Source organism: Paraburkholderia diazotrophica (genome assembly GCF_900108945.1).
GTDB classification, from domain to species: Bacteria; Pseudomonadota; Gammaproteobacteria; order Burkholderiales; family Burkholderiaceae; genus Paraburkholderia; species Paraburkholderia diazotrophica.
This window is the reverse complement of record NZ_FNYE01000003.1, coordinates 127,549-140,800: the sequence shown is the minus strand read 5'-3', so window position 1 is coordinate 140,800 and position 13,252 is coordinate 127,549. Positions and strand designations below refer to the sequence as shown.

Below are 13,252 nucleotides of genomic sequence, written 5' to 3'. Positions count from 1 at the left end.
GCCCTCGAGGTCGTTCGAGGTCGTTGCAGGTGCAACGCTCCGAAGCGCCTCGATGCATTACAGGATCGCTTCAACGCATTACAGTTCGACAGGCGCGCGCAACAGCCGTTCAATGCTTGCGCCCCGTCGCGCCGACAAGACCCGAGCGATGCTGTTTGCCCCACGACCGGCCGCCGCGCAGAAAATGCAGCCAGCCGAGCACCGCGCCCGTGTGCCGCAGCAACTGGAACGTGAACGGCTCGGCGATGGCGGCGGCCACCGCCATCCGCAGACTAGAACCGCTCGTCTGCCCCGTCCAGCGCCCGTACAGGTGGATGCACCACACGTAGAACGCGAGATCGATGGCCGTCTTGAGGCCGATCACGCTGAAGATCGACACGACGATCAGGCCATGTCCGCCAGCGATGAAACCGAGCAACAGCGCGAACGCAGTCAGTCCGTAGACGGGCTGCATCGTGTCGAATGCCTTGATGGGGAGCATCAGGCGGCCGAGCGTGCCGTAACGCGCATCGCCCGTCATGTCGCGGTTCCAGTATTGCGTTTGCAGGAAGCCCGCGAACCAGCGGCGGCGCTGGCGCAGGAAAGCGCCGAGCGTCGCGGGCGCTTCCGTCTGCGCGTGCGCATCGCCGACCACGCGCACGTCCCATCCCAGACCGCGATCAACGGAATAGCGGCGCAGCCGATGGATCAGCTCGTAGTCTTCGACGAGACATTGCGCATCGAAGCCGCCGACAGCGACAAGCGCATCGCGCCGGAACGACGCAAACGCGCCCGACACCAGCAACAGGCTGTCGGCGCGCATCCATGCAAAGCGGGCGATGAAGTTGCGCATGTACTCGTAGGTCTGAAACCACTGGAACACGCGCCCGCTCGCCGTGCGGTTGCACACGGGCACGAGAATGCCCGTCGCCGCGACCAGCTTCGGCGCCTGCGCGAACGCCGCGCGCATCGCGAGCGCGGCGTCGTCGGCGAGCAAGGTGTCGGCGTCGACGGTCATCACGGTGTCGGTCGTCATCACGTCGATGGCCGCGTTGAGCGCGAACGCCTTGCCGCCGTGCGGCACGCGCAGCCAGTACAGATTCGGATAGCGGCTGCTCGGCGCACTCAGTTCGCCGAGCGCCGGCTCCGTCAGACGGAAGCGGCCGGTAAGCAGATCGCGTGTGCCGTCCGTGGAGCCATCGTCGGCGATCACGATCTGCGACAGGCCATGCGTTTGCCTCAGCAGCGCGGCGAGCGTCACGGGCAGCACGGCCGCCTCGTTGTGCGCGGCGACGATCACGCCCATCGTCGGCAGATGCGCGGCGTCGGCGCAACGATGCGCGGGCAACGAATGGCGGATCAGCGGCCAGGTTTTCACGGTAACGAACGCAAGCAGCAGCGTGTCGTAGACGACATACGCAATGCCCGTCGACCACGCGAGCGCGCCATGCAGAAAGAAGGCTCGCGCGAACAGCAGCAGCCACAGCGCGGTCACGCTGCCGTGAATCACGATGCTCTGCCAACTCGCCTTGCGCGGATTGATGCGGGGCGATACCGCCTCCAACGCGTCGCGCAGCGACAGCCTCGAACGGCCACCACCCGTGCCGCAAGCGCCCTCGCAAACGCCGCCGCGCGTGAGCGTGGCGTCTTCGATTACGTCGACATCCATCACGGCACCATCCGCTTGAAGACGGACTTACGGTCGAACAGCTCATGCTTCAGCGCGCCGCCGATATGCATCGCAAACAGCGCATACAGCGCGTAGCCGAGGTACGTGTGCAGCGCGCCGAACCTGTCGTGCAACGGCTCCTTGACGGCGGGATCGAGATTCATGATGAGCCCGATGCGCGGAAACGGCACGACGCCGAACAGATGCATCGGGTGCGTGGCCGCGTCCTTCCATGCGGAATCGTGCATCCATCCCGACAGCGGCAACGCGATCATCAGGAAATACAGCAGGAAGTGCGCGACGTGCGCGGCCATCCGTTCCCACGACGGAAACTCGCGCGGCAGCGGCGGCGGCCGGTGCGACACGCGCCACAGCACGCGCAGCAGCGCGAGACCGAGCACCGTGATGCCGATCGACTTGTGCGTGTCGATGAAGGGGCGAACCCAGTCGTCCGGCAGCGAATCGGCGGAAACGCCGAGCGCGACGTTTGCGATGATGAGAACGGCGATGAGCCAGTGCAGGATCATCGCCGTGCGTGTGTAGCGCGCTGGCGGCAATGGCGCGTAAAGCGCGTGCGTGCCGTCGCGTGTGGCCGTGCGTGATGACGTGGATGTGTCCATGAAAAGTTTCGTTGGATATGGGTAGGGGCGGCGAAAGCCGCATGCAAGAACGCAAGACGACATGCGGGACCGCGCTGCATGCGCGCACCGCTGTCGTCTCGTCAGCAGAACGCCCCACTATGCCTGTTTATTCCTTCGACGTGCGAGCCCGGCGCTGCTGTCACGTCCGCGTCGCGTTTCCATTTGTTTCACGCGCACCTCGATGGTTCAAGAGGCGGTTCACGCGAACTGGTCGATGCCTTGCACCAGACGTTTGGCGAGGCGCGGCTCGCGCAGCTGATCGAGCCACCATTGCAACGCGCGACCTCCCTGGTCACCGCGCCACCCGACATACAGCACGTTGGGCTCGCGCGGATCGGCGGTTTCTTTTTCGACGAGCTCGCCGCGCTTGAGCAGCGACGCCACGCGATGACGCGGCAGCCAGCCCGTCCCGAGCCCATCGCGCTGCGCGAGAATTTTCGCGCGCATGCTGGGCACGGCGAGCGACATCTGTCCGCCGAGCAGCCCATACGCGCGCCCGCTCGCGCGCGACGAATCGGCCACGACGATAGCGCGCTGTTTCGCGATCTGGTCGCGCCGCAGCGGCTCCTTGATGCTCGCGAACGGATGACGCGGCGACACCGCGAACACCCAGTCCACGACGCCCAGCTCGAACCAGCGCAAGCCGGCGATCGCGGGCGGCTCGTTGGTCGCGCCGACGATCAGGTCCGCGCGGCCGTCACGCAGCGCCTCCCATGTGCCGCTCAGCTCTTCCGTCGTCACGCGCAGCCTGACGCCCGACTGCAGCGCGTCGAACGCATGGATGACGGGCATCAGCGTCTCGAACTCCATCAGCTCGTCGGTGACGATCCAGAGCCGGTCTTCCCAGCCGCTCGCGATCTGCCGCACGCGCTGCGTCATGCGCGACACGTCCTGCATCAGGCGTGCGGCTTCTTCGGCGAGCAATTGGCCTGCGGGTGTGAGTTGCAGCCGGTAGCGGCGGCGATCGAACAGCAGCGCGTCGAAGCGCGTTTCGAGCTGACGGGCAGCGTGCGACACCGTCGACGGCGCCTTGCCGAGCCGTGCCGCCGCGCGCGACAGACTGCCGGTTTCGCGGATCGCTTCGAGCAGTGCAAGCTCGTCGTCGGTCAACATGTTCGATCCCGTCGAATGATTTCATCGGGAAAATCGTACGGCAAAACGCGCGCGGTCGTCGAAAATCATAGGATCTAGGGGAACGGACGAAGCACGCGATCGTCCCGTTTCCCAATACGCCCGATACGCCGTCCGCAAAGCGAGCGGGCGTCGAACGCACAGGATGAAAGGAGCAGCGACATGGGACTGTTAGTCAACGGCCAATGGCAGGACAGGTGGTACGACACGTCGTCGACGGGCGGACGCTTCGTGCGCACGGACGCCGTGTTCCGCAACTGGGTCACGCCCGACGGCGAAGCGGGCCCGAGCGGCAACGACGGCTTCGAGGCGGAAGCGGGCCGCTATCATCTGTACGTGAGCCTCGCGTGCCCGTGGGCGCATCGCACGCTGATCATGCGCGCGCTGAAGGGCCTCGAGGACATGATCAGCGTCTCCGTCGTGCACTGGCTGATGCTCGCCGACGGCTGGACCTTCGACGACGGCCCCGGCGTCGTGCCCGACGCGATCAACCACGCGCCGTATCTGCGCGACGTCTATCTCGCCGCCGACCGCCACTACACCGGCCGTGTGACGGTGCCTATCCTGTGGGACAAGCATCAGCGAACGATCGTGAGCAATGAATCGTCGGAGATCATTCGCATGCTGAATTCCGCGTTCGACGAAATCGGCGCGGAGCCGGGCGACTTCTATCCGCCGCCACTGCGCGCCGAGATCGACGCGATCAACGCGCGCGTCTACGACACGGTCAACAACGGCGTATACAAGTCGGGCTTCGCGACCACCCAGCGCGCGTATGAAGAAGCCGTCGTGCCCCTCTTCGACACGCTCGACTGGATCGAGCAGAAACTGTCGACGCAGCGCTTTCTTACGGGCAACCGGCTGACGGAAGCCGATATCCGGCTGTTCACGACGCTGATCCGCTTCGATGCCGTGTACTTCGGGCACTTCAAGTGCAACCTGCGGCGCATTGCGGACTATCCGAATCTGTCCGCGTACACGCGCGACATCTATCAGCATCCGGGCGTCGCGGGCACGGTGAACTTCGAGCACATCAAGCGGCATTACTACGAGAGCCATCGCTCGGTGAATCCGACGGGCATCGTGCCGCTCGGTCCCGTGCAGGATTTCGATGCGCCGCACGACCGCGCGCGGTTTGTGTGAAGGGGAGCTGGCTGCATCGCGCCGCACTCGAACGGGCAAGCGATAAGCCCGAAAGCTCAACCATGGGGCCGCGAGTACGTTGCGCTAGACTGTCCGCAGGCGTGGCCATCCGTCGGCCACGCATCGGCCACACCCGCACGGAGACCCTCATGCTACGCAAGCCACGCACCGCTTCCCAGCTTCAGGACGAAGTGAGCCGGCGCATTCATCGCGCGCCGGAAGTCGTCGACGACGGCGTGAAGATCAGCGTACCGCGCCCGCAATTGCAGAAACCCGATGCCAGCGGCTGCAACTGGACGATGAAGCACTTCGGCAACGCGATCGGCTTCGAGCGCATCGTCGACGATGCTCTAAAGACGGTGCAGAAGGAATACAACCTGTCGGAAGAAGCGAAGGACATCAACAGCCTGTTCGGTGATCCCCCGAACAGCTGACGCGTTGCCTCTCGCCTTTCGGCTCAGGCCACGGCGGCGAAGGCGTTCTCGATCTGTTGGGCGTCCGTCGGCCGCACGACGCGCGCCACTTCGACGCCATCGCGCATGAAAACCAGCGTCGGCCAGAGCTTGACCTTGAAAGAGCGCCCGAGCGGCCGGCCCGGCCCGTCTTCGATCTTCAGATGGCGCGTGCCCGGATGCGGGCCGAACCCCTCCGCGATCACAGGCTGCGCGCCCTGACAATAGCCGCACCAGTCGGTGCCGAATTCGACGACGGTCACGCCCGCGAGGGCGTCGACATCCGCGCGGCTCGGCGCGGTCTTCGAGTATTGATTCGCGGTAGTCATAAGCCTCCATGCGCCGGACGATCCGGCGTGCCAGCCCTGCATGCCGCAAAGGCCGCGCCACATGCGATGTTGCCCGTTATCCGCCAAACGTGCTGACGGCGCTGACCCAAGCTGACCGATCCGCCGGTATCGACGCCCGCAGCGTCAGCCCACGCGCGAGCGCCGCGCGCGCACCGCTTGCGCCAGCGTCTGCAGCACCGGCTCGGTTTGAGCCCAGCCGATGCACGCATCGGTGATCGACACGCCGTGAGCAAGCGGCACGCCCGGCTTCAGATCCTGACGGCCGGCTTCGAGATGGCTCTCGATCATCACGCCGATAATCCGCTTCTCGCCGCCCGACAACTGGTTCGCGAGATCCTGCGCGACTTCGATCTGGCGCTCGTGCGACTTGTTGGAATTCGCGTGCGAGCAGTCGACCATCACCTGTTCGCGCAAGCCGACCTTGCGCAACGCGGCGCACGCTTCCTCGACACCGGCCGCATCGTAGTTCGGCCCTTTCTTGCCGCCGCGCAGAATCACGTGCGCGTCGTCGTTGCCGCGCGTCTCGAAGATCGCGGCCATGCCCATCTTCGTCATGCCCATGAACGCGTGGCTCGCGCGCGCGGCGACGATCGCATCGGCGGCGATCTGCACGCCGCCGTCGGTGCCGTTCTTGAAGCCGATCGGGCACGACAGCCCCGACGCCAGTTGCCGGTGGCTCTGGCTCTCTGTCGTGCGCGCGCCAATGGCGCCCCACGCGATTAGATCCGCGATGTACTGCGGGCTCAGGAGGTCGAGAAACTCGGTGCCCGTCGGCAGGCCGAGTTCGCTGATTTCGAGCAGCAGCTCGCGCGCGCGGCGCAGCCCCTCGTTGATGCGGAAGCTGCCATCCAGACGCGGATCGTTGATATAGCCCTTCCAGCCGACTGTCGTGCGCGGCTTCTCGAAGTAGACGCGCATGACGATCAGCAGATCGTCGCGCAGCGCATCGGCGGCTGCTTTCAGCTTGTGCGCGTATTCCATCGCCTGGTCGTGGTCGTGGATCGAGCACGGACCGACGACGACTACGAGTCGGTCGTCACGGTCGTGCAGAACATCGGCGATTTCAACGCGGCTTTTTTCGACGAGCGTCTGCACGCCGGGCGGGCAAGGCAGTTCGTCGAGCAGCAGCGCGGGCGAAATCAGCGGACGCACTGCGCCGATGCGGGTGTCGTCGATGCGCGTGATGTCCTGGGTGGAATCGGCGACGCCGGCTTCCTGATCACGTGTGGGGTTGTCGATGCGGCTCACAATGTTCTCCGGCTCTGCATTTTGGGGCGACGTCGATTATCGCACTCGCGGCACCCCGGTCCACGCGCGCCCGCGCTGGACAGATATGAAGATCACGCGCCGTTCATCAGCTGGATCAGATAGGACTTCCACACTTCCGGATGCGCGAGCGTCTGATGTCCGTACGATTGCGCCGTCTCCGGCATTTCGACGTAGCGTCCCTGCGGCACTTTGCCGATCAGCCGCTGCGATGTTTCGGGCGCTTCAGGCCTTAGAGCGCGTCGTAACGCGCCTTGATCTGCTCGAACATCGTCCAGAACGACGCGGGCGCGGTGCCGTTGAGGCGCTCGCGCAGCACGTCGAGATGGCTGTGCCAGCCCGGACCGACGTCGAGTTGCTCTTTGCGGCCGGACAGGTTGCGATGCGTGAGCACGAGCTTCACCTGATCGCCTGACTCCGACAATTCGAAGGTCACTTCGGAGAGATTGTCCTGAATGCTGCCCCACGTGAACGCGAGCACATGAGGCGGCTCGAAGCGCAGCAGCCGGTGATACGAATCGTGCCCGCCCGCGTACTGGCGATACGGTTCGGGCGGCAGCTCCGGCGTCGCGGCCAGCAGCGAGTGATCGAAGCGCATCACGAATTCGCCGCCGGGCTGCGCCGGCATGGCACCCGACGCGAGCCACTGGCTGCGCTTGTCGGACTCGGTCAGGTACGCCCAGACGCGCTCGATCGGTCCGGGCAGCAGGCGTTCGAAGCGCACGACCTGCGTGCCGTCGAAAGCGCCGAGTGGTTCGTTCAGGTTCATCGCTTGTCCCCCTGTCGACAAGATGCTTACGGTGGATTGCGCAGCAGGTCTTCGAGCACGTCGAGCCGGCTGCTCCAGAAGCGTTCATAAAAGCGCAGCCACGCATCGGCGGCGGCGAGCGGCGCCGGTTCGATCCGGCAGATATGCGAGCGCCCTTCCACGCGGCGCTGGACCAGCCCTGCGCCTTCCAGCACCTTCACATGTTTCGATGCGGCCGCGAACGACATCGCGAACGGCGCCGCCAGTTCACCGATGTTGCGTTCGCCGGCGGCAAGCTGCGCGAGCATCGCGCGCCGGGTGGGATCGGACAGCGCGTGGAACACGCCGTCGAGTGCGGACTCGTTCATGAACCCGAGTATAGACGGGGCTTCGGCGTTATTCAACCATTTGGTTGAATATCATTGGCCGGCGGCCAGCGAGCGGATCGCCGCGCCGAGTTCGGCGACGAGCCTGTCGGCCTTGTCCGGATGCACGCCCGCATAGCCGAGCATGAAACCGTTGAATTGCGCGGCGTCTTCGCCCTGATGGCAGTACGCGCTCAGCGGCGACACGGCGATGCCCTTGTCGCGCAACGCGATGCTCACGTCGCGATCCTGCAATGGCGCGTCGAGGCGCATCGTCAGATGCATGCCGCTGCCATCGGATGAAACCGTCACGAGATCGCGCATGTGCTGATGAATCGCGCTGACCATCGCCTCGCGCCGCTGCTGGTAGATGCGCCGCATCCTTCGCAGATGGCGCGCGTACTTGCCGCTTTCGATGAAGTCCGCGAGCGCGATCTGATCGGCGATGCGTCCCTGGCGCGACATCTCGCCAATCACGCTGCCGATTTCCGGTGCGAGATTGGCCGGCACGATCATGAAGCCGATGCGCAGCGCCGGGAACATCGTCTTGCTGAACGTGCCGAGATAGACGACGGGCGTCGCGGGCCGCAGCCCTTGTACCGACGGCAGCGGCGGACCGCTGTGGCGCAGTTCGCTGTCGTAGTCGTCCTCGATGATCCAGGCGCCGCGCTCGACGACGTTGTCGATGATCGACCAGCGCCGCTCCAGGCCCAGCACGCAGCCGAGCGGATATTGATGCGACGGCGTGATGTAGACGAGGCGCGGCGGCGTGCGTTGCCAGTGCTCGTCGGTGGGCGCGATCCCGGCGGCGTCGACGGGAATCGGCACGACATTCAGGCCCGCCGACTGAAACGCGATTCGCGCGCCGTGATAGCCGGGGTTCTCGAGCCACGCGGTGTCGCCCGGATCGGCGAGCATGCGAGCGCACAGGTCGAGACTCGTGTGCGTGCCCGACGTGATGAACACCTGATCGGCGGTGCAGCGCACGCTGCGCGACACGCGCACGTATTCGGCAACGGCGCGCCTGAGCGAAGGATGCCCCGCGTAGTAGCCGTAGCCGAGATCGCGCGCATCGACCGAGCGCCACGCGCGTTCCATCGATGCGCGCCATTGCGCGACGGGAAACTCGTCGAGCGCGGGCACGCCCGCCTGAAACGGCGCATGCATGCCCGTCGCGCCGCCCGCGCCACGCGTGCTGCCGCGATCGGGCGGCAGTGCCGCGACGCGCCGCGACAGCCGGCTGACGGGCGAAGCATCGAGCGCCTCCGCATTGGCCCCAGGAACCGCGACACAACTGACGATCGACCCGTGGCGGCTCGCGGCGATAAAGCCCTCTTCGGCGAGCCGTTCGTAGGCGTACAGCACGGAGTTGCGCGCGATGCCAAGCTGCTCGGCGAGCGCGCGCGTCGGCACGAGCTGGGTGCCGTGGCGAATGTCGCCGTTCAGAATCGCGTGACGCAAGCTTTCGTACAGCAGCATCTGCTGCGTGAGCTTGCGCCCGGTCGCCTCGCTCGCGAAGCTCGACATCAACAGCCCGTAGTCCAATTGCGTGGCTCCATATTTTGCTTCCGACGTGGAGCTAACAATGGTGCCACAGAAACCCTATGCTTCGACGATACCTGCCGATTACAAGGAGCGCCACCCATGACGCAAGCTGTAAAGATCCGCCCTGTCGTTCCCGCCGACTACGAAGCGTGGCTGCCGCTGTGGGACGGCTATAACCGCTTCTATGGACGCTTCGACGAAACGGCGCTGCCGCTCGACATCACGAAGCTTACGTGGGCGCGCTTTTTCGACGGACTCGAACCGATGCACGCGATGGTCGCCGAGCGCGGCGACGGCGCGCTGGTCGGCCTCGTGCATTACCTGTATCACCGCAGCACCTTGATGGCGGGACCGACGTGCTATCTGCACGATCTGTTCACGCTCGATTCGGAGCGCGGCAAAGGCGTCGGACGCGCGCTGATCGAAGCCGTCTACGCCGCCGCGAAGGCCGCACGCGCCGAGCGCGTGTACTGGCTCACGCACGAGACAAACCGCACCGCGATGCAACTCTACGACAAGGTCGCCGAACTGTCGGGCTTCGTCGTCTATCGCAAGCCGCTCTAGGCGAGATCGCTGACGAGCGACGCTCGCACTTCGTCGGGCACCGTCTGCACGTCCACCGGATAGTTCGGATGATCGCAACCGATGTGCAGGCCCGCGCCGTCGCGAAGGCGCGCCTTCATCGACGGCGTTAGCTCGAAGCGCACGAAATGCACGGCTGAAGTCTTTTCGTTGTTCTCGCGTTCGAGGTCTTCATCGGCGATCGCATAGACAGGCTCTTCGCCGTCCACCTTAATGAATACGCGGTCCTCGATGCCGATCAGGCGGGCCAGCGCCGCGCGCCGTTCGACTTCGTTCGCATACTCGATCTGCATCGTCGCCTTGAAGTTGCTGCCGTCGGGCACGAGTGGTACATACGCTTCGAGTTCGCCCTGAATGCCGTCCTCGTCGAAGATCCTCTCGATGTGCAGCATCTCCTGGATCTGATAGCGGATCGTCAATTCGTCTTCGAACAGGAACGTCACGTGATTGCCCAACCTGACAAGGCGAAGCTTCTTGTGCTCGATGATCTGATCGCGCATCGTCTTGCGCGCCTTCGCATAGTTTTCGAGCGACAACAGGGAGTTCCTTGCGATGCTCATCGGTATCCTCGCTGATTGAAGATCAAAGGCCGTACGCTTTGCGCAGCAGCGTCAACGGGTGCGCGAGCTGCGTCTTCGGCAAGCCGTTCTCGTCGAAGCCCTGTTCGATGTGATGGCCCGCGAGCTGGCAATCGGACGAGATGAAATCGGGCTGCGCCTGCGCCATCGCCTTGAAGACGGGCGTGCCGATCTTCATCGCCATCGCGTGAAATTCCTTCTTCACGCCGAACGTGCCCGCATGGCCCGAGCAGCGCTCGACGACCGTCACCTGCGTATCGGGCACGAGCGCGAAAGTCTCCGATGTCTTGCGCCCGATGTTCTGCACGCGCGCGTGACACGGCACGTGATACGACACCTTACCGAGCGGCGTGTTGAAGTCGGTCTTCAGCAGCCCATCGCGATGACGTGACACGAAGTATTCGAACGGGTCCCAGAACGCTTCGCTGACGGCGCGCACGTCGGAATCGTCGGGGAACATCAGCGGCAATTCGTGCTTGTACATCAGCACACAGCTCGGAATTGCGCCGATGATCGCATAGCCGTCGCGCGCGTAACGCGCGAGCACGGGCATGTTCTTCTCTTTCTTCTCCGCGACGCCCGCGAGATTGCCCTGCTCGAGCAACGGCATGCCGCAGCACGCTTCGCTCGATACGAGTTCGTACGGAATGTCGTTGTGCGCGAGCACGGCCAGCAGGTCGTGACCGATGCCGGGCTCATTGAAATTCACGTAACAGGTCGAGTAGATCGCCACTTTGCCGGGCGTGCGCTCGCCGTCCTTCACCTGCACCTGCGGCGATTTCCTTGCCGCGCTGCGAAATTTGCGCGACGCGAAATCGGGCAGCCATGCCTTCTTGTCGACGCCGAGCGCCTTTTCCATCAGCCCGCGCGCCGCGCCCGTGTGATTCACCGCGTTGACCGTCTGCGTGACGATGGGAATGCCCGCGAACGTGCCGAGCGCATCCGTATTCGACAGAAACTTGTCGCGCAACTCGACCTCGCCGCGCTTGTATCTCGCCGCCTTCGCACGCAGCATCAGATGCGGGAAATCGACGTTCCAGCTATGCGGCGGCACATACGGGCATTTCGTCATGTAGCACAGGTCGCACAGATAGCACTGGTCGACGACGGCGCCGAATTTCTTCTTGTCGACTTCATGCGCTTCGCCCATGTCCGTTTCGTCGACGAGATCGAACAGCGTCGGGAACGTGCCGCACAACGACACGCAACGGCGGCATCCCGCGCAGATGTCGAACACGCGCGTCAGTTCCTGGTCGATCGCATCCTGATCGTAGAAAGCATCCGATTGCCAGTCGAGCGGATAGCGGATCGGCGCTTCGAGACTGCCTTCCTTGTGAGGCATCGCGTGCGTCTCCTGTGTCGACGGGAGTTGGCTCTTTAGAGCCTACTCCCGTCCCATGCAGCGCGGTCGACCGGAGTTTGACTCTTTAGAGCCTTACTCCCGTCCCATGCAGCGCAATCGACGGGAGTTGGCTCTTCAGCGCCCTACTCCCTTCCCATGCGTTCGTTCTTCTGCGCGCAATCGATGGATGCGCAACCGCACGCGCAAGATCGCGATCGTCTCGCTTTTTCTTGCTTCATCCCGCGTCGGTGTTGTTGCGCCGCTTCGTGTTGCGCTTCGGCCCGCTAGCCTGCCGTCTCCCAGCCAGACTGTCGCACGCAGACTGACCACAATGGAGCGCGCCGGCCACGGATGCCGGCGCCCGCGGCTTCAGTCGACCAGTGCGTCCAGTGCCTTCGTATAGCGATTCGCGTGACTGCGCTCGGCCTTGGCGAGCGTTTCGAACCAGTTCGCGATTTCGTCGAAGCCTTCCTCGCGCGCGGTCTTCGCCATGCCCGGATACATGTCGGTGTATTCGTGCGTTTCGCCCGCAATCGCCGATTGCAGGTTCTGGCGCGACGAGCCGAACGGCAGTCCCGTTGCCGGATCGCCGACGACTTCGAGATATTCGAGGTGGCCATGCGCGTGGCCTGTTTCGCCTTCGGCTGTCGAGCGGAATAGCGCGGCGACGTCGTTCTGTCCCTCGACGTCCGCCTTCGCTGCAAAGTACAGATAGCGGCGATTGGCCTGCGATTCGCCGGCAAATGCGGCCTTCAGATTCTCTTCAGTTTTCGAACCCTTGAGTTGCGACATCTGAGCCTCCGTCCAAAGCCTGTATTGTGGGAACGCGCGTGCTTTTCATGGTCGACCACCGGCCAGACGCGCGCACCTGTGCCGTTCATTTAATCTAGGTGCTCAGCGATGCGTTCCCAATTGGGTTTTTCAATCTTCGCGATAGCTGTTTGTCTTGCATAACCTCAGGCCCGGCATAGACTGAGTAACGCATCACCTGCATCACCTTTTTCACCGGGGGACTGTCTAATGCGGCTGACGATACTGATCAACGGTTCGGACCCCACCGTCAATCACGATTACGCCGTGCTATGGCTCGACACCGACGAGCGTCGCTGGTCGAGAGAAGCACACGATGGGATCGACCTGCCCCCTTGGGGCGAACTTCATGACGAAGGCGGCGTCACCAAGCTCTGCGCACCCAGCGCAGACGCACCCTTATGCACGTTGAACGGCCTGCACGTGGACCGGCGGCAGCAGGTCAGTTCAGCGCAAGGCAGCGCGGCGTGGTCATCTGACCGCACGCGTTCGCCGATGAACGGCTTCTGGCGTCTGCAGGCCGTCGACCGGCTGCCTGTTCACGCCGAGCACAGCGTGTTCGGACGCTGAATCCAGCCCGGACCGCTTCGCTTTCGACTGATTCCTTTCGCTTCCACTACCTGAGCCCCGCCCCGCCGACCGTCGGCGGGC

15 protein-coding genes are annotated in these 13,252 nt (G+C 64.3%); 4 read left to right on the top strand and 11 right to left on the bottom strand.

Annotated features, from left to right (window positions below; genetic code table 11):
- Positions 1–109: 109 nt before the first annotated feature.
- The 3 genes from BMW76_RS05340 to BMW76_RS05330 form a co-directional block, all read right to left on the bottom strand.
- Entirely contained in the window at positions 110–1,648 is a 1,539-nt protein-coding gene (locus tag BMW76_RS05340) for a glycosyltransferase family 2 protein (protein ID WP_090863861.1), read from the bottom strand.
- The gene (locus BMW76_RS05335) at positions 1,648–2,268 is read right to left on the bottom strand and encodes a cytochrome b (protein ID WP_090863859.1); all 621 of its coding nucleotides are present in this window, start codon (positions 2,266–2,268) and stop codon (positions 1,648–1,650) included. Before BMW76_RS05335 ends, BMW76_RS05340 begins: the two co-directional genes overlap by 1 nt.
- 219 nt (positions 2,269–2,487) lie before the next feature.
- Complete coding sequence (locus BMW76_RS05330) at positions 2,488–3,402, bottom strand: LysR family transcriptional regulator (protein ID WP_090863856.1); 915 nt, start codon at positions 3,400–3,402, stop codon at positions 2,488–2,490.
- 180 nt (positions 3,403–3,582) lie between these two features.
- On the opposite strand from BMW76_RS05330, the gene BMW76_RS05325 reads away from it, so the two are divergent.
- A complete protein-coding gene (locus BMW76_RS05325; protein ID WP_090863853.1) occupies positions 3,583–4,563 on the top strand; it encodes a glutathione S-transferase family protein in 981 nt (326 codons plus the stop codon).
- A 149-nt stretch (positions 4,564–4,712) separates the two neighbouring features.
- Entirely contained in the window at positions 4,713–4,997 is a 285-nt protein-coding gene (locus tag BMW76_RS05320; RefSeq protein WP_090863852.1) for a hypothetical protein, read from the top strand.
- Positions 4,998–5,020: 23 nt separating this feature from the next.
- On the opposite strand, the gene BMW76_RS05315 is transcribed toward BMW76_RS05320, so the two are convergent.
- From BMW76_RS05315 to pdxR, 5 genes are all read right to left on the bottom strand, one after another.
- The gene (locus BMW76_RS05315; RefSeq protein ID WP_090863851.1) at positions 5,021–5,344 is read right to left on the bottom strand and encodes a thioredoxin family protein; all 324 of its coding nucleotides are present in this window, start codon (positions 5,342–5,344) and stop codon (positions 5,021–5,023) included.
- A 144-nt stretch (positions 5,345–5,488) separates the two neighbouring features.
- A complete protein-coding gene (locus tag BMW76_RS05310) occupies positions 5,489–6,613 on the bottom strand; it encodes a 3-deoxy-7-phosphoheptulonate synthase (RefSeq protein WP_090863849.1) in 1,125 nt (374 codons plus the stop codon).
- 250 nt (positions 6,614–6,863) lie between these two features.
- A complete protein-coding gene (locus BMW76_RS05305) occupies positions 6,864–7,400 on the bottom strand; it encodes an SRPBCC family protein (RefSeq protein WP_090863847.1) in 537 nt (178 codons plus the stop codon).
- 26 nt (positions 7,401–7,426) lie between these two features.
- Positions 7,427–7,747, bottom strand: coding sequence for an ArsR/SmtB family transcription factor (locus BMW76_RS05300; RefSeq protein ID WP_090863845.1), 321 nt, complete (start codon positions 7,745–7,747; stop codon positions 7,427–7,429).
- A gap of 51 nt (positions 7,748–7,798) precedes the next feature.
- The gene (pdxR, locus tag BMW76_RS05295; protein ID WP_090863843.1) at positions 7,799–9,289 is read right to left on the bottom strand and encodes a MocR-like pyridoxine biosynthesis transcription factor PdxR; all 1,491 of its coding nucleotides are present in this window, start codon (positions 9,287–9,289) and stop codon (positions 7,799–7,801) included.
- Positions 9,290–9,388: 99 nt separating this feature from the next.
- On the opposite strand from pdxR, the gene BMW76_RS05290 reads away from it, so the two are divergent.
- The gene (locus BMW76_RS05290; protein ID WP_090863841.1) at positions 9,389–9,853 is read left to right on the top strand and encodes a GNAT family N-acetyltransferase; all 465 of its coding nucleotides are present in this window, start codon (positions 9,389–9,391) and stop codon (positions 9,851–9,853) included.
- Here BMW76_RS05290 and BMW76_RS05285 read toward each other — a convergent pair.
- The 3 genes from BMW76_RS05285 to BMW76_RS05275 form a co-directional block, all read right to left on the bottom strand.
- The gene (locus tag BMW76_RS05285; RefSeq protein ID WP_090863839.1) at positions 9,850–10,431 is read right to left on the bottom strand and encodes a DUF3501 family protein; all 582 of its coding nucleotides are present in this window, start codon (positions 10,429–10,431) and stop codon (positions 9,850–9,852) included. The genes BMW76_RS05290 and BMW76_RS05285 overlap by 4 nt on opposite strands.
- 22 nt (positions 10,432–10,453) lie before the next feature.
- Positions 10,454–11,791 (bottom strand): heterodisulfide reductase-related iron-sulfur binding cluster, encoded by a 1,338-nt coding sequence (locus BMW76_RS05280; protein WP_090863838.1) that lies wholly within the window; start codon positions 11,789–11,791, stop codon positions 10,454–10,456.
- 369 nt (positions 11,792–12,160) lie between these two features.
- Entirely contained in the window at positions 12,161–12,583 is a 423-nt protein-coding gene (locus BMW76_RS05275; RefSeq protein WP_090863836.1) for a rubrerythrin family protein, read from the bottom strand.
- Positions 12,584–12,811: 228 nt separating this feature from the next.
- Between BMW76_RS05275 and BMW76_RS05270 the strand changes: the two genes are divergently transcribed.
- The gene (locus BMW76_RS05270) at positions 12,812–13,171 is read left to right on the top strand and encodes a DUF3564 domain-containing protein (protein WP_090863834.1); all 360 of its coding nucleotides are present in this window, start codon (positions 12,812–12,814) and stop codon (positions 13,169–13,171) included.
- Positions 13,172–13,252 lie beyond the last annotated feature (81 nt).

Excerpts from the sequence above, each read along its gene's own strand:
- BMW76_RS05340 (WP_090863861.1), bottom strand. The coding sequence starts at position 1,648 with ATGGATGTCGACGTAATCGAAGACGCCACGCTCACGCGCGGCGGCGTT.
- BMW76_RS05335 (WP_090863859.1), bottom strand. The coding sequence starts at position 2,268 with ATGGACACATCCACGTCATCACGCACGGCCACACGCGACGGCACGCAC.
- BMW76_RS05330 (WP_090863856.1), bottom strand. The coding sequence starts at position 3,402 with ATGTTGACCGACGACGAGCTTGCACTGCTCGAAGCGATCCGCGAAACC.
- BMW76_RS05325 (WP_090863853.1), top strand. The coding sequence starts at position 3,583 with ATGGGACTGTTAGTCAACGGCCAATGGCAGGACAGGTGGTACGACACG.
- BMW76_RS05320 (WP_090863852.1), top strand. The coding sequence starts at position 4,713 with ATGCTACGCAAGCCACGCACCGCTTCCCAGCTTCAGGACGAAGTGAGC.
- BMW76_RS05315 (WP_090863851.1), bottom strand. The coding sequence starts at position 5,344 with ATGACTACCGCGAATCAATACTCGAAGACCGCGCCGAGCCGCGCGGAT.
- BMW76_RS05305 (WP_090863847.1), bottom strand. The coding sequence starts at position 7,400 with ATGAACCTGAACGAACCACTCGGCGCTTTCGACGGCACGCAGGTCGTG.
- BMW76_RS05300 (WP_090863845.1), bottom strand. The coding sequence starts at position 7,747 with ATGAACGAGTCCGCACTCGACGGCGTGTTCCACGCGCTGTCCGATCCC.
- BMW76_RS05290 (WP_090863841.1), top strand. The coding sequence starts at position 9,389 with ATGACGCAAGCTGTAAAGATCCGCCCTGTCGTTCCCGCCGACTACGAA.
- BMW76_RS05285 (WP_090863839.1), bottom strand. The coding sequence starts at position 10,431 with ATGAGCATCGCAAGGAACTCCCTGTTGTCGCTCGAAAACTATGCGAAG.
- BMW76_RS05280 (WP_090863838.1), bottom strand. The coding sequence starts at position 11,791 with ATGCCTCACAAGGAAGGCAGTCTCGAAGCGCCGATCCGCTATCCGCTC.
- BMW76_RS05275 (WP_090863836.1), bottom strand. The coding sequence starts at position 12,583 with ATGTCGCAACTCAAGGGTTCGAAAACTGAAGAGAATCTGAAGGCCGCA.
- BMW76_RS05270 (WP_090863834.1), top strand. The coding sequence starts at position 12,812 with ATGCGGCTGACGATACTGATCAACGGTTCGGACCCCACCGTCAATCAC.